The sequence below is a fragment of the Micromonospora sp. HM5-17 genome, from assembly GCF_003762835.1.
GTDB lineage: Bacteria > Actinomycetota > Actinomycetes > Mycobacteriales > Micromonosporaceae > Plantactinospora.
Genome location: NZ_RJWA01000001.1, coordinates 152,402 through 170,768, shown reverse-complemented (window position 1 = coordinate 170,768; position 18,367 = coordinate 152,402). Strand labels below are relative to the sequence as shown.

General features: G+C 72.8%; 19 protein-coding genes, 1 tRNA gene and 2 pseudogenes. 12 read left to right on the top strand and 10 right to left on the bottom strand.

Annotated features, from left to right (window positions below):
* Positions 1-15: 15 nt before the first annotated feature.
* A pseudogene (locus EF879_RS00825) lies at positions 16-1,257 on the top strand (glycosyltransferase); the annotation flags it as partial.
* Between the two features lie 24 nt (positions 1,258-1,281).
* Here EF879_RS00825 and EF879_RS00820 read toward each other — a convergent pair.
* From EF879_RS00820 to EF879_RS28460, 5 genes are all read right to left on the bottom strand, one after another.
* Positions 1,282-2,007, bottom strand: a complete 726-nt coding sequence (locus EF879_RS00820; RefSeq protein WP_370375445.1) for a CDP-alcohol phosphatidyltransferase family protein — start codon at positions 2,005-2,007, stop codon at positions 1,282-1,284.
* The gene (locus EF879_RS00815; protein WP_123553685.1) at positions 1,991-3,058 is read right to left on the bottom strand and encodes an iron-containing alcohol dehydrogenase family protein; all 1,068 of its coding nucleotides are present in this window, start codon (positions 3,056-3,058) and stop codon (positions 1,991-1,993) included. The genes EF879_RS00820 and EF879_RS00815 overlap by 17 nt, the downstream gene beginning before the upstream one ends.
* Positions 3,046-3,777: a sugar phosphate nucleotidyltransferase gene (locus EF879_RS00810; RefSeq protein WP_123553683.1), complete on the bottom strand. Its 732-nt coding sequence runs from the start codon at positions 3,775-3,777 to the stop codon at positions 3,046-3,048. The genes EF879_RS00815 and EF879_RS00810 overlap by 13 nt, the downstream gene beginning before the upstream one ends.
* Before the next feature lie 240 nt (positions 3,778-4,017).
* Positions 4,018-4,773, bottom strand: a complete 756-nt coding sequence (locus tag EF879_RS00805; RefSeq protein ID WP_123555176.1) for a hypothetical protein — start codon at positions 4,771-4,773, stop codon at positions 4,018-4,020.
* Between the two features lie 71 nt (positions 4,774-4,844).
* Complete coding sequence (locus EF879_RS28460) at positions 4,845-4,973, bottom strand: hypothetical protein (protein WP_255420886.1); 129 nt, start codon at positions 4,971-4,973, stop codon at positions 4,845-4,847.
* Positions 4,974-5,065: 92 nt separating this feature from the next.
* Here EF879_RS28460 and EF879_RS00800 point away from each other — a divergent pair, with 92 nt between their 5' ends.
* Positions 5,066-6,160, top strand: a complete 1,095-nt coding sequence (locus EF879_RS00800) for a PLP-dependent aminotransferase family protein (RefSeq protein WP_123553682.1) — start codon at positions 5,066-5,068, stop codon at positions 6,158-6,160.
* A gap of 537 nt (positions 6,161-6,697) precedes the next feature.
* Entirely contained in the window at positions 6,698-7,849 is a 1,152-nt protein-coding gene (gene corA / locus EF879_RS00795) for a magnesium/cobalt transporter CorA (protein WP_123555173.1), read from the top strand.
* A gap of 168 nt (positions 7,850-8,017) precedes the next feature.
* Here corA and EF879_RS00790 read toward each other — a convergent pair whose 3' ends face one another.
* Positions 8,018-8,701, bottom strand: coding sequence for a hypothetical protein (locus EF879_RS00790; protein WP_123553680.1), 684 nt, complete (start codon positions 8,699-8,701; stop codon positions 8,018-8,020).
* Positions 8,702-8,889: 188 nt separating this feature from the next.
* Between EF879_RS00790 and EF879_RS00785 the strand changes: the two genes are divergently transcribed.
* Entirely contained in the window at positions 8,890-9,420 is a 531-nt protein-coding gene (locus tag EF879_RS00785; protein ID WP_123553678.1) for a peptidylprolyl isomerase, read from the top strand.
* A 103-nt stretch (positions 9,421-9,523) separates the two neighbouring features.
* A complete protein-coding gene (locus EF879_RS00780; protein WP_123553677.1) occupies positions 9,524-10,438 on the top strand; it encodes a rhomboid family intramembrane serine protease in 915 nt (304 codons plus the stop codon).
* A gap of 47 nt (positions 10,439-10,485) precedes the next feature.
* Here the strand turns inward: EF879_RS00780 and EF879_RS00775 are convergent, their stop codons facing one another.
* Positions 10,486-10,929 carry a PH domain-containing protein gene (locus EF879_RS00775; protein ID WP_123555172.1) on the bottom strand — a complete coding sequence of 148 codons (444 nt, stop codon included), beginning with the start codon at positions 10,927-10,929 and terminating at the stop codon, positions 10,486-10,488.
* A 184-nt stretch (positions 10,930-11,113) separates the two neighbouring features.
* Between EF879_RS00775 and EF879_RS00770 the strand changes: the two genes are divergently transcribed.
* The 3 genes from EF879_RS00770 to EF879_RS00760 all read left to right on the top strand — a co-directional run bounded on the left by EF879_RS00770 (position 11,114) and on the right by EF879_RS00760 (position 13,897).
* Positions 11,114-12,310 carry an acetyl-CoA C-acyltransferase gene (locus EF879_RS00770; protein WP_123553675.1) on the top strand — a complete coding sequence of 399 codons (1,197 nt, stop codon included), beginning with the start codon at positions 11,114-11,116 and terminating at the stop codon, positions 12,308-12,310.
* Positions 12,311-12,368: 58 nt separating this feature from the next.
* Entirely contained in the window at positions 12,369-12,944 is a 576-nt protein-coding gene (locus EF879_RS00765; RefSeq protein WP_233604147.1) for a hypothetical protein, read from the top strand.
* Between the two features lie 248 nt (positions 12,945-13,192).
* Complete coding sequence (locus EF879_RS00760; protein WP_123555170.1) at positions 13,193-13,897, top strand: glycosyltransferase family 2 protein; 705 nt, start codon at positions 13,193-13,195, stop codon at positions 13,895-13,897.
* Positions 13,898-14,110: 213 nt separating this feature from the next.
* On the opposite strand, the gene EF879_RS00755 is transcribed toward EF879_RS00760, so the two are convergent.
* Positions 14,111-15,013 (bottom strand): transketolase family protein, encoded by a 903-nt coding sequence (locus EF879_RS00755; RefSeq protein ID WP_123555168.1) that lies wholly within the window; start codon positions 15,011-15,013, stop codon positions 14,111-14,113.
* A gap of 5 nt (positions 15,014-15,018) precedes the next feature.
* Complete coding sequence (locus EF879_RS00750; protein ID WP_123555166.1) at positions 15,019-15,714, bottom strand: transketolase; 696 nt, start codon at positions 15,712-15,714, stop codon at positions 15,019-15,021.
* 81 nt (positions 15,715-15,795) lie between these two features.
* Between EF879_RS00750 and soxR the strand changes: the two genes are divergently transcribed.
* A complete protein-coding gene (soxR, locus tag EF879_RS00745; protein WP_123553673.1) occupies positions 15,796-16,251 on the top strand; it encodes a redox-sensitive transcriptional activator SoxR in 456 nt (151 codons plus the stop codon).
* 34 nt (positions 16,252-16,285) lie between these two features.
* On the opposite strand, the gene EF879_RS00740 is transcribed toward soxR, so the two are convergent.
* Positions 16,286-17,260, bottom strand: coding sequence for an NAD(P)H-quinone oxidoreductase (locus EF879_RS00740; RefSeq protein WP_123553671.1), 975 nt, complete (start codon positions 17,258-17,260; stop codon positions 16,286-16,288).
* Positions 17,261-17,433: 173 nt separating this feature from the next.
* On the opposite strand from EF879_RS00740, the gene EF879_RS00735 reads away from it, so the two are divergent.
* The 3 genes and pseudogenes from EF879_RS00735 (at position 17,434) to EF879_RS27870 (ending at position 18,337) form a co-directional block, all read left to right on the top strand.
* A tRNA-Ser gene (locus EF879_RS00735) sits at positions 17,434-17,520 on the top strand.
* A gap of 61 nt (positions 17,521-17,581) precedes the next feature.
* Positions 17,582-17,776: pseudogene (locus EF879_RS28695) on the top strand (helix-turn-helix domain-containing protein); the annotation flags it as partial.
* A gap of 216 nt (positions 17,777-17,992) precedes the next feature.
* Positions 17,993-18,337, top strand: coding sequence for a hypothetical protein (locus EF879_RS27870; protein WP_233604145.1), 345 nt, complete (start codon positions 17,993-17,995; stop codon positions 18,335-18,337).
* Positions 18,338-18,367 lie beyond the last annotated feature (30 nt).

Genomic DNA, 18,367 nt, shown 5'->3' with positions numbered 1-18,367 from the left:
GGTACGCGTCCGCGTCGAGCTGCGGCCCAGGCCGCGAGGAGGGACGACCGCGTGCGGGTGATCGTCGCGCACAACCGCTACCGGGAGGCGCAGCCGTCCGGAGAGAACACGATCGTCGACCAGGAGATCGCCCAGCTCCGGGCGGCCGGCGTGGACGTGGTGCCCTTCCTGCGCTCGTCCGACGAGATCGCCCGGTTCTCCGCCGCCGAGAAGGCGCTGCTGCCCCTCTCGCCGATCTACGCCCCCGCGGCGCAGCGGGAGCTGAGCCGGTTGATCACCGAGCACCGGCCGGACGTGGTGCACCTGCACAACCCGTACCCGCTGCTCTCGCCCTGGGTGATCCGGACCGCGCACCGGCACGGGGTGCCGGTGGTGCAGACCGTGCACAACTACCGCCAGGTCTGCTCCTCCGGCCTCTACTTCCGCGACGGGCGGATCTGCCAGGACTGCCGGGGTCGGGCGCTCGGGGTGCCGGCGATCGTGCACCGCTGCTACCGCGGGTCCCGGGCGCAGAGCGCACTGATGGCGACGACCCTCGCCGTACACCGGCCGACCTGGCGTTCGCTGGACCGCTACATCGCGTTGACCTCGGGGATCGCCCAGCACCTCCGGGACTACGGCATCCCGGAGGACCGGATCGTGGTCAAGCCGAACGCGATCCCGGACCCGGGTGTCCCGGCGCCGCTCGGCGAGGGCTTCCTCTTCTTCGGCCGGCTCTCCCCGGAGAAGGGGCTTGGGCTGCTGTTGGATGCCTGGCGTCGGCACCCCGAGGGTGCGCTCGGTCCGCTGCGGATCGCCGGCGACGGCGAGCTGCGCCCGCTGGCCGAGGCCGCCGCCGCCGAGCGGAGCGACGTCGAGTTCCTCGGCCCGCTCGACCGGGCGGGGGTCGCCGCCGCGCTCCGGGCCGCCGCCGTGGTCCTCACCGTGCCGACCTGGCACGACGTCCTGCCGACGGTGGTGATCGAGGCGCTCGCGGCCGGCCGCCCGGTGCTCGGTACCGCCCTCGGTGGGATTCCGTACCTGATCGGTGCCGACGACCCCACCGCCTCGACCGGGTCCGCCGGCTGGCTCGTCCCCCCGGACCCGGCCGCGCTCGCGGCGATGCTGCCGACCGCCCGCGCCACCGCCGCCGCCGTCGCCCCGCACGCCCGGGTGCGCTACGAGCGGACGTTCCACCCCGACGTGGTCACCGGCCGGCTTCTCGACATCTACGCCGCTGTGGTTAGGAAGGGCCCCCTTCACAACAGAAAACGCTAAGAGGGGGCCCTTCCTAACCCCACGTCAGCGGAGCGAGGCGCGGGCGGAGAAGCCGATGCTGGCGAGCAGGAAGCCGCCGTTGACGAGGGTGAAGGCGGCGATCAGCCAGGTGGTCCAGGCCGGGGCGAGGGTCAGCACCAGCCCGGCCACGAAGATCACCGCACCGTAGTCCCGGATCAGCTTGACCAGGCGTACGGGCAGTGACGTCGAGGTAATCATGCTGGCCGCGTTCGGCCCGGCCTGCATCACCGAGGTCACCAGGTTGACCATCCAGGTGCCGGCGAAGGCGGCGATCAGCCAGATCGGCGTCGACGGGCGCTGGGCCAACGAGGTCGCCGAGAGGGCGGTGACCAGGGCGATCTGGGCCGCCACGTCGCAGAGGACGTCGACCCGCGCCCCGGCCGGGCTGCCCTGGCCGGTCACCCGGGCGAGCTGACCGTCCGCGCAGTCCAGCCCGTACGCCACCTGCCAACCGACCAGCGCGACCAGCCCGACCACCCAGGCCGGTACGGAGCCGGCCGCGACCCGGTCGGCCAGCGCCACCACGGTGACCGAGACCGTCAGCCCGAGCAGCAGGTTCGCGATGGTCAACGCGGTCGGTGGCAGCCCGGTCCGCTGCGCGATCAGGGCCAGGACGGCGCCGAGCCGCTGGCTGAACGCCTCGCTGAAGAGGCCACCGCCCCGGTTGACCCGGTAGAAGTCCGCGACGGTGGGCGGGGGCGACACGGACGCCTCAGCCGAGGTGTTCACGGATTGCATCGACGTAGTTTGCCAGCCGTTCACCGATAGCGTCCTGGGTGAGGTCGAGGTGTTCGAGGATCGTGTACCGGTCCGGCCGGGTGCGGGGCGCGTGGTGCACCGCGGCGACGAACTTGTCGTCGTCGAGCCCCAGCTCGGCCGGGACGGTGGGGAGGCCGTGCCGGTGCAGGCAGGTGGCCAGCTGTGCGAATCGGTCTAGGTCGCCCCGGAGGTACGTGCAGAAGAGCGCGCCGAGCCCGACCTGCTCACCGTGGGAGGCGGTGCCCGGATAGAGCTGGTCGATGGCGTGGGAGATCTCGTGGCAGCCGCCGCTGACCGGGCGGGTCGAGCCGCAGATCGAACTGGCGAGACCGCCGAGGATCAGCGCCTCGGCGAGCGTGGTGAGGAAGCTGTCGTCGGTGATCTTGCCGGGGTGATTGACCAGCGCCTCCGCCCCGGAGCGGGCGAGGGTCACCGCGAGCCCGTCGATCGGCTCGGCGCGGACCCGGTGGGCCAGTTCCCAGTCGGCGATCGCGCTGAGGTTGCTGAGGGCGTCGCCGATCCCGGCCTGGGTCTGCCGGTCCGGGCCGTTCTCGACGAAGTCGAGGTCGACCACGACGGCGATGGGGATGTGGACGCCGTACGAGCCCCGGCCGCCCTCGTGGTCGAGGGAGGCGGTGGGGGAGGCGATGCCGTCGTGCGCCAGGCTGGTCGCCACGCTGACCATCGGGATGCCGTACCGGGACGCGGCGTACTTGGTGGTGTCGATCGTCTTGCCGCCGCCGATCCCGACCACCGCGTCGTAGGAGCGGCGGCGCAGGCTCTCACCGAGCCGCTGGGCCGCCTCGATCGTGCCGCCGGCGACCGTGAAGACGTCGGCGTTGCCGAGGCCGGGCCGGATCAGCTCGGCGATCCGCTCACCCTGGCCGGGGCCGACCACCACGGCCACCTCGCCGCCGGCCGAGATGCGGCGGTCGGCCAGCAGCGGGCCGAGGTCGGCGATCGCCCCCCGGCGTACGTCGATGGCGAGCGGGGTGTTGACGGTACGGGCTAGTAGCGGCATGCGATCTCCCGGGCGCGCGCGAGATCGTCGTGGTTGTCGACCTCGACCCAGGAGACGTCGCCGATCGGAGCCGCCCGCACCTCGCCGCCCCGGTCGGCGAACTCCTGGTAGCCGTCCTCGTAGTAGAGGCCCGGGTCGCGTCGCCAGGTCGCCTCCAGAGCGTCGGCCAGGTCGGCGGCGACGCGCGGCTCGATCAGGGTCGCGCCGATGTACTCCCCGTACGCCTCGGCGGGGTCCATCTGCTTGGTGATCCGGACGAGCTGGCCACGGTCGTCGAAGACGGTCTTCATCTCCTCGTCGGCCAGCTTCTTCAGGGTGTCGACGGCGAGCAGGACGCCGGGACCGCGCTGGGCGAGCAGGGTCTTCTCCACGCTGACCGGGTGCACGGTGTCGCCGTTGACCAGCAGCGCCCCCTGGGCGAAGTGGTCGCGGGCGAGCCAGAGCGAGTACGCGTTGTTCCACTCCTCGGCCCGGTCGTTCCGGACCAGGGTCAGCGTCACCCCGTACCGGTCCTCCAGCGCGGCGCGCCGGGCCTCGACCGCCTCGGCGGCGTAGCCGACCACGACGGTGACGTCGGTGAGCCCGACCTCGGCGAGGTTGCGCAGGGCGATGTCGAGGATCGTCGTCTCGCCGTCGACCGGCACGAGTGCCTTGGGCAGGCTGTCCGTGTACGGGCGCAGCCGCCGTCCGGCGCCCGCGGCGAGCACCAAACCGATCATCCGTCGAGCCTCCTCACGACAGCCGCCACCGCAGGGAGGATAGCGCCGTGTGACGAAAGTGCGAATTCCCGGCGAACAGCAGCCCACCTGATGTCCACCGGGGGTCGACGGCGGCCGGCCACCTCGCGGGCTGCCGTCCCGGACGGGTGAGTGGTGGAGACGACGAGGCCGGCGGCCGGCCACCCCGTGGGCTGCCGTCCCTCGGACGGCCGTACCGGAGCCGACGGTTCCGGTGTCGGCTCAGCCGGGGAGCGCGGCCAGGTCCGCGAGGAGCCGGAGCCGCTCCGGCGGGCTGAGCGCGGCGTACGGGCCGGCGGCCCGGCGGTCGGTCTCCAGTTCGATCGCGAGCCGCTCCGGCCCCGGGGGCAGCGCGACGATGCTGCGCGCGGTGTGCCCGGCCGCCTGCCAGGCCGCGGCGTGGGCGTCGGCCCGGTGACAGCGGAGCGCGCCGAGGCGGTTGAGCAGCAGCACCCCGGGAGGCGTGCCGTCCGGCTCGTACGGCGGTGCCATGGCCCGGAACGCGCCGTCGCCGCAGGTCGGGTCGGTCAGGGCGGCGTCGAGGAGCCGGCCGAGGGTGCCGACCAGCCGTCGGACCCGCTCGTCGTGCCCGGCCCACAGCTCCGCGGTGACCCGGGCGTGCAGGTCGTACAGCTCGACCAGAAAGCTCCGCCCCCGGACGGTCGCGGAGATCCCGCCGTCGTCGTGGCGGTGGATCATGCCGTGTGCGACCTGTTTGTCCAGGATCCGCTGACACTCGGTGGGGTCGACATACCGGGTCAGCGCGGCAAGCTGCGCGGCGCTGACCGTGCCGCCGGGCGCCGCGAGCCGGGTCCGGAAGTCGACCAGGAAGCCGATCGCCGACGGACCGCCGTAGCGTTGGCACAGCTCCGCCCCGCCCTGGCTGGTGGCGGCCATCCCCGCCCGGAAGACGCGGTCGACTGCCGGCCAGACGAGCGTGGCCGCCTGGTGCGGCGCGAGCCGTACGGTGTTGGGCACCGGCCGGTGCGGCCCCGCGGGGTGGTACGGCGCCGCGGGCGGGTCCGGTCGGTCGGGGCCGGGGGGTGCGTTCACCGGCCGTTCAGGCGTCGCGCGCGGGAGCCGTCTGTGGCGGTGCCGGTGTGGGTGTCCTCGCCGATCCGCCCGTCGTCGTCGACGAGTGCTCCGGCGCGGCGCAAAGGGTCGGACTCGGTGGGCACCAGTCGAGACTAGTCACCGCCGTACTGCTCAGGATTCGGACATTGCCATGCCTGCGCCCGGGACCCGGAAAGCGCCCGTACGCTGGGTAGACATGACTGTCGAGCAGCTGATCTCCTTCGCCCGTGGGGCGCCGTCGCTGGACATCGTCGACATCGACGGGCTGAAGGCCGCCGCCGCACGTGCCTTCGACGCCGACCCGGCCGGCATCACCGGGTACGGCACCTCCGTCGGGTACCCGCCCCTGCGGAAGTGGATCGCTGAGAAGCACGGTGTCGAGGTCGACCAGGTCCTGGTCACCAACGGGTCGTTGCAGGCCGACGCCTTCCTGTTCCAGCACCTGCTTCGGCCCGGTGACGAGGTCGTGGTCGAACGGCCGACGTACGACCGGACGCTGCTGAACCTGCAGCGGATGGGGACCAAGGTGCACGCCGTCACGATCCAGCCGGACGGGATCGACATCGACGAGCTGGCAAACCTCCTCGGCTCCGGACTCCGCCCGAAGCTGGCCCACATCATCCCGAACTTCCAGAACCCGGCCGGGGTGACCCTGTCGCTGGAGAAGCGACGGGCACTTCTCGAGCTGGCCGCGGAGTACGACTTCACGATCTTCGAGGACGACCCGTACGCGGACATCCGGTTCCGGGGCGAACCGCTCCCCTCGATGCTGGCGCTCGACGACGGGAACCGTGTCGTGCACGCCTCCAGCTTCACCAAGACGGTCTGCCCGGGGCTGCGGGTCGGCTACCTGGTGGGGCCCGCGGATCTCATCGCCGACATTGCCAAGCAGGCGACCAATCTCTACATCTCGCCCGGCATGGTGGCGCAGGCGATCGTGCACCAGTTCTGCGTCTCCGGCGACATCGACCGCTCGATCCGCACCGTCTGCACGGCGCTCGGCGAGCGCGCCGCCGCCCTGGCCGCCGCGCTCCGCGCGCACATCCCCGGGGTGCGGTTCACCGAGCCGAACGGCGGCTACTTCCTCTGGATCGAGCTGCCCGAGGACGTCCACGTGGACCGGGTGGTGCCGGCCGCCGCCGAGCGCGGCGTGGCGGTGGTGAAGGGGAGTGACTTCCTGCCCGAGGGGGGCGAGCACTCCCTACGGTTGGCGTACTCCGCGGTGACGGTCGACCAGATCGACGAGGGCGTCCGCCGGCTCGCCGAGGCGATCGAGGCGGTACGCGGATAGCCGGCCTATCGGACGCCGATGTCTGACCAGAAGGTTGTGTCGGATATCCGACAAAACTGCTCAGTTGTTGATCCGGGGTTTCCTCCCGGCCGGTGAGCGGCACACAATGCTGCGAGCGCTCTCGCATCAGGGTCGACAGCGTCCGGCGGCAGTCCCGTCCCCCGGAGTGCCGCCCGACCGCCGCGAGAGCCCGGAGACCAAACCCCCGCCCCCAAGGGTGCCGGGTGGGCCGTCCGCACCTCACCCCCCGACGTGGACGGTCCACCCGGCGCCGACTCCGCCGCCGGGTCCGCGCCGGCCGACGACGCCCCGGTGCGGGCCGACGGCCGCGGCCCGGCGCCCGGAGCGCCTCGCCGTGCCGCTCCTCCGCCGAGCCAGACGCGTCTTGCCGAGCCACGCGTCGCTCCCCCGGCGGAGACCGCCATCACCCGCGCCCGCCGGCCCGGTGCTCCGGCCGCTCACGGTGTGTCGATGCGTTCGACTTCGCGGCGTACGCTGCAACGCGCGGTGACGTGCGGTCAGAGAGGGGTGGTGACCATGCCGGACCAGGTCCATCGCGATCACGTGCCCGCCAATGGACGGGGCCGGACGAAACCCCGTGCCTGGACCGCACCGGTCCGGGCGGTGAGCCGGATGCTCAACACGGAGGTGGGCCAACGGCGGCCCCCGGAGGACCGCCGCCCCGACCGCGTCAGCGTGGTCGACTGCGGCCTCTACGTCGACGGGGTACGGCAGCCCGGGACGTGGGACCCCGCCGCCGCGCTGAAGGCGGCCCGACAGCAGGCCGGCGCCTTCGTCTGGGTCGGCCTGCACGAGCCGAGCCTGACCGAGATGGCCGGCATCGCCGAGACGTACGGGCTGCACGAGCTGGCCGTCGAGGACGCGGTCAAGGCGGAACAGCGCCCCAAGCTCGAACAGTTCGGCGACGTCAGCTTCCTGGTGCTGCGTACGGTCCGTTACGTCCGGAACGGCGAGCTGACCGAGAACACCGACGTGATCGAGACCGGCCAGGTGATGCTCTTCATCGGGCCGGACTTCGTGGTGAGCGTGCGGCACGGCGACGCCTGCCGACTCGCGCCGGTCCGCTCGGATCTCGAGTCCCGCAAGGAACTCCTGCGCCACGGCCCGTGGGCGGTGGCGTACGCGGTCATGGACCGGGTGGTGGACATCTACCTGGAGGTGACCGACCAGGTCGGCGACGACCTGGAGGTGCTGGAGGGCGAGGTCTTCGCGCGCCAGGCGCAGGGCCGGATCCAGCGGATCTACCAGATGAAGCGGGAGATCGTCGAGTTCAAGCGGGCCGTCGTCCCGTTGCAGCGTCCGCTGATGACGCTCACCGGCCAGCTGAACCGCGGCGAGGTGCCGGAGGAGATCCGGCGGTACTTCCGGGACGTGCAGGACCACCTGACCCGGACGGTCGAGCAGGTCAACTCCTACGACGACCTGCTGAACTCCATCCTCCAGGCGCGGTTGGCGCAGGTGACCGTCGACCAGAACAACGACATGCGCAAGATCGCTTCCTGGGCGGCGATCGCCGCGGTCTGGACCGCGATCGCCGGGATCTACGGGATGAACTTCGACTTCATGCCGGAGACCGGCTGGAAGTACGGCTATCCCGTGGTGCTCGCGCTGATGCTGGCCATCTCCCTCGGTCTCTACCGCTGGTTCCGGCGTAACCGCTGGCTCTGAGCCGCGCGTGGGGCCTCCGGGTCGCGGCGTGGGGCGTCGTCGTGCTCGCCCCACGCCGCCACCGTCCCGTGTCCCGGTGCCGTGCTCTCCCGGCGCCCCGTCGACGGCCGTCCCGGGGTCCCGCCGAGGCGGCGGCATCCCGTCCGCCCGGCGCCGGCGTCCCGGTCCTCAACTGCCGCTGCTCGGCGCCGCGGCGGTGCCGAGCAGGCCGTCCGCCTTCGACCCGCCCTTGGCGGCGGCCTTCTTGCGGTCGGTCATCGCCGTCCCGTGGGTGGTCATCTCGCCCCCGGGTGTGGCGCGCTCCGTCATCTTCTCCACCGACGACGTCGGGGAACCGGGCTCGCGGGAGCCGCCGGCGGAGCTGTCCATGATCGTCTTGGCGTCCCGGCGTACGGCGTCGAGCGTCGCCGCCGGGTCGTACTCCTCCCACGGCTGCTGCCCCCGCCGGCGCATCGCCACGGCCCCCACCGCCCCGGCCACCGCCCCGGCGACCAACAGCCCGGTCAGCATCGGCCAGCGTCGACGCATCATCGAGTTCTTCTTCCGCATGCTCTTCACTCTCTTCGACCTCGCCTTGCGGGCGACCGAGCCGGCCTGGCGGGCACCCTCCGCGGCGGCCACGGCCAGCGGCGCGAGCCGGGTCATCGCCGACCCCCAGCCGTCCAACGCCGTACGCCGTACCCTGGCCGCCGTGGGCGAGAGGAGGTCCCGGGCGGCGTACGCCCGTGGTCCTACCGCCGCCCCGACCCCCGACGCGGCGTGGGTGGCCGCCCGTACCAGGTGGTCGAGGCTCTCACCCAGCTCGTCCCGGACGAGCTGCCTGTGGGAAGTGCGCCCCCCGAATCCAAACACCGGTCCCCACCTCCTTGGGTGTTGCTCCCCTCGTCATCCTGCACCCTCGGGTGCGCCCGCAGTGGCAGAACGGGCACATGGGAGGATCCGCAAGGAACCACCAATCCGGTGCCGGCCCGCACCACGGGTCGGCGGAGGCGTCTGACCGGTCGACGGGCCGGTCCGGCGACCATGTCGAAGGAGTATTCGTGGCCAAGGCCATCTACGCGACCCTGCACACCAACGCCGGCGCGATCCGGCTGGAGCTCTTTCCGAACCACGCGCCCAAGACGGTCCGGAACTTCGTCGAGCTCGCCGAGGGCACGCGGGAGTACATCGACCCGCGGACCGGCCAGCCCGGCAGCGGGCCGTACTACGACGGGACCATCTCGCACCGGGTGATCGCCGGCTTCATGATCCAGATGGGTGACCCGACCGGCACCGGCCGGGGCGGCCCGGGCTACACCTTCGCCGACGAGTTCCACCCTGACCTGCGCTTCGACCGGCCGTACCTGGTGGCGATGGCGAACGCCGGTCCCGGTACCAACGGGTCGCAGTTCTTCATCACCGTCGCCCCGACCCCGCACCTGAACAACCGGCACACCATCTTCGGCCAGGTCGCCGACGAGGCGTCCGCCAAGGTGGTCGAGGCGATCTCCAAGACCCCGACCGGTGCGATGGACCGACCGCTCCAGGACGTGGTCATCGAGCGCGTCGTGATCGAGCGAAAGGACGACTGACGCCGATCCCGGGTACCTTTGCCGGCATGAGCGAGCGCAGCGAGCAGACCGGCCGGCCGGAGGCCACGGCGTACGGGGGTAGGGCGCGGAGCGGAGCGCCGGTATGAGCGAGTCGCCGCCGACGACACCGGCCTGCTACCGCCACCCGAGCCGGGAGACCTACGTCCGGTGCACCCGGTGCGAGCGGCCGATCTGCCCGGACTGCATGCGCGAGGCCTCGGTCGGCCACCAGTGCCCGGAGTGCGTGGCGGAGGGCCGCCGCACGTCGCGGCCGGTGCGCACCGCCTTCGGCGGCGGTGCCGCCGGTCGCCTGGGCTACGTCACCCGGGCGCTCATCGGGCTCAACCTGGCGTTGATGGTGCTCTCCATCATCTCCGCCCGGGGTGGGGACGCGGTCGCCGGAGCCGGCTTCGGCGGGCTGCTCGGCGGGTCGACCCCGCTGACGGAGTGGGGGTCGGTGCTCGGCCTCTGGGCACCGCTCGGGCCCTTCGGGCCGCAGGAGGGGATCGCGGCCGGCGAGTACTACCGGCTCGTCACCGCGATGTTCCTGCACTACGGCATCCTGCACGTCGCCATGAACATGTGGGCCCTCTGGGTGTTGGGCCGCAGCCTGGAGGCGACCCTCGGCCCGCTGCGGTTCCTGGCGCTCTACCTGGTCGCCGGGGTGGGCGGCAATGTCGCGGCGTACCTGTTCAGCAATCCGGCCGCCGCGACCGCCGGCGCCTCGACCGCGATCTTCGGGCTCTTCGCCGCGCTCTTCGTGATCATGCGTCGGCTCGGGCGGGACACCTCGACCGTGATCCCGATCCTGGTGGTGAACCTCGTCTTCACCTTCGCCGTGCCGGGCATCTCCATCGCCGGCCACCTGGGCGGAATGGTCACCGGCGCGGCGATGGCCCTGGTGCTGGCGTACGCCCCCCGGGCCCGACGCTCGCTGGTCCAACTTGGCGGCGGCGTGGTGATCGGTCTGGTGCTGGTCGGGCTGACGCTGATGCGGACGGCGGCGCTGCTGGCCTGAGCCGACGGGGTGTCCTGAACCGAGGGCGGCGGTGTCGGGCGCGCCGGTCAGCGGGCGAAGCCGCCGGACGCGTACGTCGTCCGCATCCGCCGCAGCACGGCGGCGACCTCCGTCGGCGCGTCGCCGAGGTCGGACTGGCCGAACAGGTGCAGCGACTCCCCGGTGTCGAGCTCCAGCGTCTCCGTACGCAGCCCGAGCCGGGGCCGGGTGTCCACGCCGATCCGCTCGATCGCCTCCCAGGGCAGGTGCCGCCGGCCGGCGTAGCCGCTGATCACCGTCACCCCGGTGGGTCCGGCGGCGAGCCGGACCGGTGCCACCACGTCCCGGACGCCCCACGCCAGCAGGCCCAGCGCGGCGAGGATCGCCACACCGATCCGCACCGCATCGCCGTCGCCGAGGAGCAGCGCCAGCGCGACGAGGAGCGCCGCCCCGGTCAGTTTGAGGACCGGCAGCGCCGGCCGGACCCGCCAGTGGGCGGCCGGATCGTCCAGGTGCGACGGTGCGGCGTCCCCCGGCCCACCGTCGCCGATTCCGCCACCGGGTTCGTGCGTGTCGTCCCGGTGTTCGTCGTCCCGTTGCCCAGGCACGGCTTCCAGGATGCCAGGCCGGTGCCGGGCAGACCTCCGGCCCGTCGACGGCGTACGATCGGAGCAGACAAGTTACTGGGGAGTAGACATGGCGGACGCGGTCATCGTCGGTGCGGTACGGACCCCGGTCGGGCGGCGCCGGGGAGCGCTGGCCGGAGTGCATCCGGTGGATCTGTCGGCGCAGGTCCTCCGGGCCCTCGTCGACCGTACCGGGATCGATCCGGCAGAGGTGGACGACGTGATCTGGGGCTGCGTCTCCCAGGTCGGCGAGCAGGCCTGGAACGTCGGACGGAACGCCGTGCTCGCGGCGGGTTGGCCGGAGTCGGTGCCCGGGACCACCGTGGACCGGCAGTGTGGGTCGAGCCAGCAGGCCCTGCACTTCGCCGCCGCGGCGGTGCTCTCCGGCCAGGCGGACCTGGTGGTCGCCGGCGGCGTGGAGTCGATGACCCGGGTGCCGATGGGGAGCAGCATCGCGCCCTCGACCACCGACCCCACCCCGGTCGGACTGCCCTACGGCGAGCAGGTGCGGGACCGCTACCGCGGCCAGGAAGGCTTCGCCGCCGACGCGCCGGTGCCGTTCAACCAGGGCGTCGGCGCCGAGCTGATCGCCCGGCGCTGGGGGCAGACCCGACGCCAGCTCGACGAGTACGCCCTGGCCAGCCACGAGAAGGCGGCTGCCGCGCAGGACGCCGGCGCCTTCGACCCCGAGATCGTTCCGGTCGACGTACCGGACGGGGCCAAGGTCACCGCCGACGAGGGGATTCGGCGCGATACCAGCCTGGCCCGGCTCGCCGAGCTGCCGACCCCGTTCCGGCCCGACGGGATGGTCACCGCCGGTTCCGCCTCGCAGATCTCCGACGGCGCCGCCGCGCTCGCGGTGACCACCTCCGAGTGGGCGCGCCGACGTGGCCTGCGTCCGCTCGCCCGGATCCACACCGCCGTGGTCGCCGCGGCCGACCCGGTGCTGATGCTCACCGCCCCGATCCCGGCCACCGCGAAGGCGCTGCGCCGCGCCGGGCTGAGCATCGAGGAGATCGGGGTGTACGAGGTCAACGAGGCGTTCGCCCCGATTCCGCTCGCCTGGCTCACCGAGACCGGGGCCGACCCGGCCCGGCTCAACCCCCGGGGCGGGGCCATCGCCCTCGGCCACCCGCTCGGCGGCTCCGGCGCCCGGATCATGACGACGATGCTGCACTACATGCGGGACAACGGCGTCCGGTACGGCCTGCAGACCATGTGCGAGGGCGGCGGGATGGCGAACGCCACCATCGTGGAACTTCTATAAAGTCATTCTCATCCATGTCCGGCCGCGTCATCCCCGTCGGCGTGTCGTTGAAACGGGCATGGATGTCTTCGTCCGTACGCTCCTGCCGGCCGCCGCCGAGACCGGGGTGGCCGGCCTGACCGTGAGCCGGCACCTGCCGATCCTGCGCAACTGCGTGCAGGCCGCAGACGCGGCTGTCCTGGTGGCCCGCTGCATCCGTCCAGAACAGCCGGCGCACAGCTACCTGCTGCTGCTCACCACCCGACGGCTGGTCGTGACCCAGCAGAGCCGGGTGCTCCAGCGGTTGCGGCTGCACCTCAACACCGAGCTCCGGCACCTCAGCAACGTCACCTGGACACCGGACCCCCGTACCTCCCTGCTCGAACTCGCCGCGACCGCGGTCGACGGCGTCCGGGAACGCTTCATGATCCGGGTCGACCGGCCCAGCCAGATGTGGCAGCTCGACGCGCTCTTCAACCACGTCTTCCGGCCGAGAATGGTGGCACCCTCGACGGCGCCGGCCGCCCCGCCCGCCGTACCGGCTGGTGTCGTGCCGGCGCGCGACGCCCGCGCGGTCCCGCCGGCCCGGACGACTCCGGCCACCGCCCCGCACCGGCCCACCCGGGCGTCGCGGCTCACCCCCGCCGCCGTCTGACCTGTTTCGACCGGCCCGGGTCGCCCTGCGCCGGGCGTCGAGGCGGCCCGTGGTCGCCGCCGGCGCGGGGCCTGTGCCCCCGGTCACCGCCCTGGCACGCGCGACCGGGCACGTCGGGGCGGGGACGGGCGACGGCGACATCGGTGTACGGCGCTGGCCGGGCGGCGAGCTGACCTGCGACCGTGCCTGACACCAGGCACAGCAGGCTAGGCTAGGGCCGATTCGTCGTCAGCACCGTGGAGATCCCCGTGAAGCTCTCGATCCTCATGCCGGTCTACAACGAGGAAGAACGCATCGCGGACGCCATCAAGCAGACTCTCGCGGTCGACTACCCGTGCGAGATCGAACTCGTCGTGGTTGACGACGGTAGCCGTGATGGTACCGGAGAGATTCTCGGCCGAGCGGACGACTCCCGGCTTCGGGTGATTACCCATCCGCGCAATGCCGGCAAGGGCGCGGCGATCCGGACCGCGGTCGAGCACGCCGAGGGCGAGTACATGGTCATCCTCGATGCTGACCTGGAGTACGACCCGCAGGACATCCCGAAGCTGCTCGCCCCGGTGCTGGACGGGCGGGCGACCGTGGTCTACGGAAATCGGACGTTCGGCAGCCACAGCGCCTACAGCTTCTGGTACGTGATGGGCAACAAGGCCGTCACCACCGCCGCGAACGTCCTGTTCAACTCCTACATCGGCGACCTGGAAACCTGCTTCAAGCTGATGCCGGTCTCGCTCTACCGATCCCTGGACATCCGCTCCAAGGGCTTCGGGATGGAGGCGGAGGTGACCGGCAAGCTGCTGCGCCGCCGCATCCGCCCGTATGAGGTCCCGATCAGCTACCGAGCCCGGGGCCGCGAGGAGGGCAAAAAGATCACCTGGAAGGACGGCGTCGAGGCGCTCTGGATCCTGGGACGGGAACGCACCCGCCGGTGGGAGACCCCGGGCCAGCGCTGAGCGTCCCCGTCCCACCACGTCGCGCGGCCACCGCCGCGGTGACCCGGGTCCGCGGCCGACCTCTTCCCGGCCGTCTTCCCGACCGACCTCTTCCCGGCCGCCCGACCTGGCACTCCGACAGCCGTCGCGGCCGGCTCCTGGCCGGTCCGGTCGCCGATCGCGCAGTCCCGGCCGACCCGGCCCCCGTGGCCGGCCCGGCCGGAACCGGCCGCCTCAGCCGAGGAAGGCGGTGATCGACCGGCGTAGTCCGGCCGGATCCAGACCGTGCCACCGGGCGTGGTCGGCCGGGCTGCCGTACCGGCGCAGATCGGCCTGACCGACACCCAGGGCCAGCAGCCGGTGCGGCACGTCGGCGAGCGCCGCACTGACCACCGCGGCCGACGTACCGGCGAGGTACGGCTCGACCAGCACCACGGCCGGGGCGACGGTGCCGCCCGGCTCACCCGAGAGCAGCTCCCGCAGGCCGGCGACGTCGAACGGGCGCGGGGTGTGGGTGTACGCGACCGTCACGTCCAGCCCGGCGACGGCCTGCAGCACGGGGCGCAGCATCGGTCCGACCGCCACCACCAGGGGCGCGGCCGGGCCACCCTGGTGCACCACGGTCAGCCGGCCCGCCCCGGGCAGGGGCAGGTCGTTGACCTGGGTGGAGAGCCGCAGGTAGACCGCGTCGTCGTGCCGGGCGGCGGCCCGGAGCAGCCCGGGCACCTCGTCCGGATGCCCCGGCACGTGCACGGTCCACCCGGAGAGCGTGTCGAGCAGCGCCACGTCCCCCGGGGACATGTGCGTCCGGCCCATGGCGGACCCGTCGTACGAGGCGCCGACGCTGACCACGATGGCGCCCACGCCCTGGTGGTCCAGGTCGAGCTTGAGCTGCTCATACGTCCGGTCGACGACGAAGGTGGCGTACGAGTGCACGATCGGGCGCAGACCGGTGAGGGCCAGCCCACCGGCCACCCCGATCATGAGCTGCTCGCGGATGCCGACGTTGAGCACCCGGTCCGGATGGCGCCGGGCCGCCGGGGCGAAGAGCGCTGCCGAGATGTCGGCGAGGACGACCGCGGTCCGGGGATCCTCCGCCAACAGGTCGGTGGCGCTGGCGACGAACGTTTCCCGCATCTCGGTCACTCCTTCGGTTCGACGACGGCGACGACGGCGTGTGGCTGACCCGGCCGGTGGGCGGTCAACGCCCGCTCCAGCGCGTTGTGATCCCGGCCGTCGACCTCGGCGGTGCTCCACCCGTTGACGGCGAACCGGCTGGCGATCCCTCCCGGCCAGCCGTGGGTGGCGGACTGGTTGTCGATCACGATCGCGGTGAGCGACGCGAGCTGGGTCGCCCCGGCGTACGCGATCGCCTCGTGGTTCGAGCCCTCGTCGAGTTCCGCGTCGCCGAGCAGGACGTACACCCGGGGCCTGGTCAGGCCCTGCGCCCGCAGCCCGAGCGCGGTCCCGACGCCGAGTCCGAGGCCGTGGCCGAGCGACCCGCTGCCGATCTCGACCCCGGGCACCAGCATCCGGTCCGGGTGGTGGCCGAGCCGGCTCTCCGGGCCGGCGAGGTCGTCGAGCCAGGTCTCGGGGATGAAGCCCTTGGCCGCCAGGACCGCGTAGTAGGCGGCCGGCCCGTGTCCCTTGGAGAGCAGGAAGCGGTCGCGGTCCGGATCGTCGACCGTCTCGGGGGAGACCCGCAGGACCCGGTCGTAGAGCACCCAGAGCACGTCGAGTGTGGAGTATGCGCTCCGCGCGTGTTTCTCGTCGCCCTCCAGGCGGCGCAGCAGCGGCCCGAGCAGGCGGCCGGACGGCGTGGCGGTGGAAATCGTCATGTGGCTACCCTGCAAGTTGAAGTTCACTTCAACTCAAGTCGTGTGCAGCAGGGAGTTCATGAGGGCGGAGGTGGACGCGACGTGCGACCGGAGACGCTGACCATCGGCGAGCTGGCGGCCCGGTCCGGGGTGGCCCCGTCGGCGCTGCGCTACTACGAGCGTCTCGGGCTGATCCGGGCCGCCCGGACCAGCGGAAACCAGCGCCGCTTCGACCGGGCCGAGGTGCGGCGGGTGTCGTTCATCCGAATCGCCCAGCAGGTTGGCGTCTCGTTGGAGGAGATCCGGGCGGCGCTGGAGACGCTGCCGGAGTCCCGTACCCCGACCAAGGCCGACTGGGCGCGGCTCTCCCGGCAGTGGCGGCACCGCCTGGACGAGCAGATCGAGCTGCTCACCCGGCTGCGGGACCGGCTGTCCGGCTGCATCGGCTGCGGCTGCCTGTCGCTGCGCGCCTGCGCCATCTACAACCCGGATGACAGGTTGGCGGCCGAGGGGCCGGGACCGCGCAGGCTGCTTCCCCGGCGGACGCCCCGGCGCTGAGCCCGGCCGCGTCGGCGGACGACCGTGTCGTGCGTCAGTCGAGCGTGAGCAGCACCTTGCCGATGTGGCTCGACTCCATGATCCGGTGCGCCTCGGCGGCCTCCGCCATCGGCAGCCGCCGGTGGATGATCGGCCGGATCGCGCCGGACTCGACCAGCGGCCACACCTCCTCGCGGACGCCCCGGACGATCGCGGCCTTCTCCGCCGCCGGCCGGGAGCGCAGCGCGGTCGCGGTCACCGAGCCCCGTTTGGCCAGCAGTTCGGCGACGTTGAGCTCGCCCTTGCGGCCCCCCTGGAGCCCGATCACCACGAGCCGGCCGCCGGTGGCCAGGGCCGTCACGTTGCGGCCCAGGTACGACCCGCCCATGATGTCCAGGATCACGTCCGCGCCCCGGCCGTCGGTGAGTCGCTTCGTCGCCTCGACGAAGTCCTCGGTCGTGTAGTCGATGGCGTGCGCGGCGCCCAGCTCGCGCAACCGGTCGTGCTTGTCGGCCCGGGCGGTGACCAGCACGGTCGCCCCGAGCGCGGCGCCGAGCTGGATCGCGAAGGTCCCGATGCCGCTGCCACCACCGTGCACCAACAGCGTTTCGCTGATGCCGAGCCGGGCCAGTTGGACGACGTTCGACCAGACCGTGCAGGCGACCTCGGGCAGCGCCGCCGCGTCGACCAGGTCGACGCCTGCCGGGACCGGCAGGAGCTGGCCGGCCGGCACGGCCACCCGCTCGGCGTAGCCGCCGCCGCTGAGCAGGGCGCAGACCGGCTGGCCGACCTCCCAGCCGGTCACGTCGGACCCGAGCGCGCTGATCACCCCGGCGCACTCGAGCCCCGGGTACGGCGGTGCGCCGGCCGGGGGCGGATAGTGGCCCTGGCGCTGGAGCACGTCGGCACGGTTGACCGCGCTGGCCCGTACGTCGATCACCACCTCGTCCGATCCCGGGCTGGGGTCGGGCACGTCCGCCCAGACCAGCGCGTCGGGTCCACCGGGTTCGGGGATAGTGATCGCCCTCATCCCTACAGTCTTACCGGATCGGGGGCCGTCACGCTCACCGGATCGGGGGCCGCCACGCGTGCCACCCCGTCGCACGCCGCCCGTATCCCGGACGACCGGGACACCCGTCCGGGCCGCGCTCGTGGCAGACTAGGCACGGTCGCGCTCGTCGGACGTCGGCGACCGCGGCCACGGGAGGGCTCGCCTAGTGGCCGATGGCGCTGGTCTTGAAAACCGGTAGGGCGGCAACGTCCTCGTGGGTTCGAATCCCACGCCCTCCGCGCATACGAGATCTCCTTAGACGCTGGTCAGGCCCTCACTCGCGGGAGGGCCTGCCGTTTCGTGGGGGACCGCCGCCCCAGCCCGCTACCTGGGAGACACCATGGCCCGCCCTGCCATCGTCGTGGACCCGCACTTCGGCGCCGAGCTACGTCGCCACGGGAACGGCGCGGCCTCACCCTCCGACAGCTCGCCGGGCTCGTCCGCCACACCCACACCTACCTGTGGGAGCTGGAGACCGGACGCAAGCGACCAGGTGGCGCTGATGTCGCTCGGCGCCTGGACGACGCCCTCGGCGCCGGCGGGCCAGATCGCCGCGCTCGTCACGGAGCACACGGTCGACCCGGAGGCTGCGGCCCGGGTGCCCGGCCGGCGCGGCTCGACCGAGCTACCGTCGCCGCGCTGCGCACGATCCTGGCCCAGCAGCGTCGTCTCGACGACGCGATCGGCGCGGCGCCACTGATCGCCCCCACCATGACCCACCTCGACGTGGTACGCCGGGCGCTGGCCGAATCCCGCGGCGACCTACGCGCCGAGATGATCGACCTTGCCAGCCAGTGGGCCCAGTTCGCGGCGTGGCTGCACATGGCGGCCGGCCGGTACGCCGACGCCGACGTGCTACTCGATCAAGCCTGTGCGTGGGCGGTCGAGACCGGTGACCACGAGATGCTGGCCACGGTCCTGTCGTACAAGGGGCACCGGGCGTGGCTGGTCCGCGACGTCGGCGACCTGATCGGGCTGACCGAGGCGTCGCTGCGGGACCCGCGCGTGTTCGTCGGCCAGCGGGTGGCCGATCTGGGACGTCGCGTCGGCCTGTAAGCCCGTCAGCTCGTCGGCGGACAGGTTTGC

Bases quoted from the DNA above. Each gene is read 5' to 3' on its own strand.
- EF879_RS00740 (WP_123553671.1), bottom strand. From the start codon at position 17,260: ATGAGGGCGATCACTATCCCCGAACCCGGTGGACCCGACGCGCTGGTC.
- EF879_RS00750 (WP_123555166.1), bottom strand. From the start codon at position 15,714: ATGACGATTTCCACCGCCACGCCGTCCGGCCGCCTGCTCGGGCCGCTG.
- EF879_RS00815 (WP_123553685.1), bottom strand. From the start codon at position 3,058: ATGCCGCTACTAGCCCGTACCGTCAACACCCCGCTCGCCATCGACGTA.
- EF879_RS00810 (WP_123553683.1), bottom strand. From the start codon at position 3,777: ATGATCGGTTTGGTGCTCGCCGCGGGCGCCGGACGGCGGCTGCGCCCG.
- EF879_RS00800 (WP_123553682.1), top strand. From the start codon at position 5,066: ATGACTGTCGAGCAGCTGATCTCCTTCGCCCGTGGGGCGCCGTCGCTG.
- EF879_RS00770 (WP_123553675.1), top strand. From the start codon at position 11,114: ATGGCGGACGCGGTCATCGTCGGTGCGGTACGGACCCCGGTCGGGCGG.
- corA (WP_123555173.1), top strand. From the start codon at position 6,698: ATGCCGGACCAGGTCCATCGCGATCACGTGCCCGCCAATGGACGGGGC.
- EF879_RS00780 (WP_123553677.1), top strand. From the start codon at position 9,524: ATGAGCGAGTCGCCGCCGACGACACCGGCCTGCTACCGCCACCCGAGC.
- EF879_RS00755 (WP_123555168.1), bottom strand. From the start codon at position 15,013: ATGCGGGAAACGTTCGTCGCCAGCGCCACCGACCTGTTGGCGGAGGAT.
- EF879_RS00765 (WP_233604147.1), top strand. From the start codon at position 12,369: ATGGATGTCTTCGTCCGTACGCTCCTGCCGGCCGCCGCCGAGACCGGG.
- EF879_RS27870 (WP_233604145.1), top strand. From the start codon at position 17,993: ATGACCCACCTCGACGTGGTACGCCGGGCGCTGGCCGAATCCCGCGGC.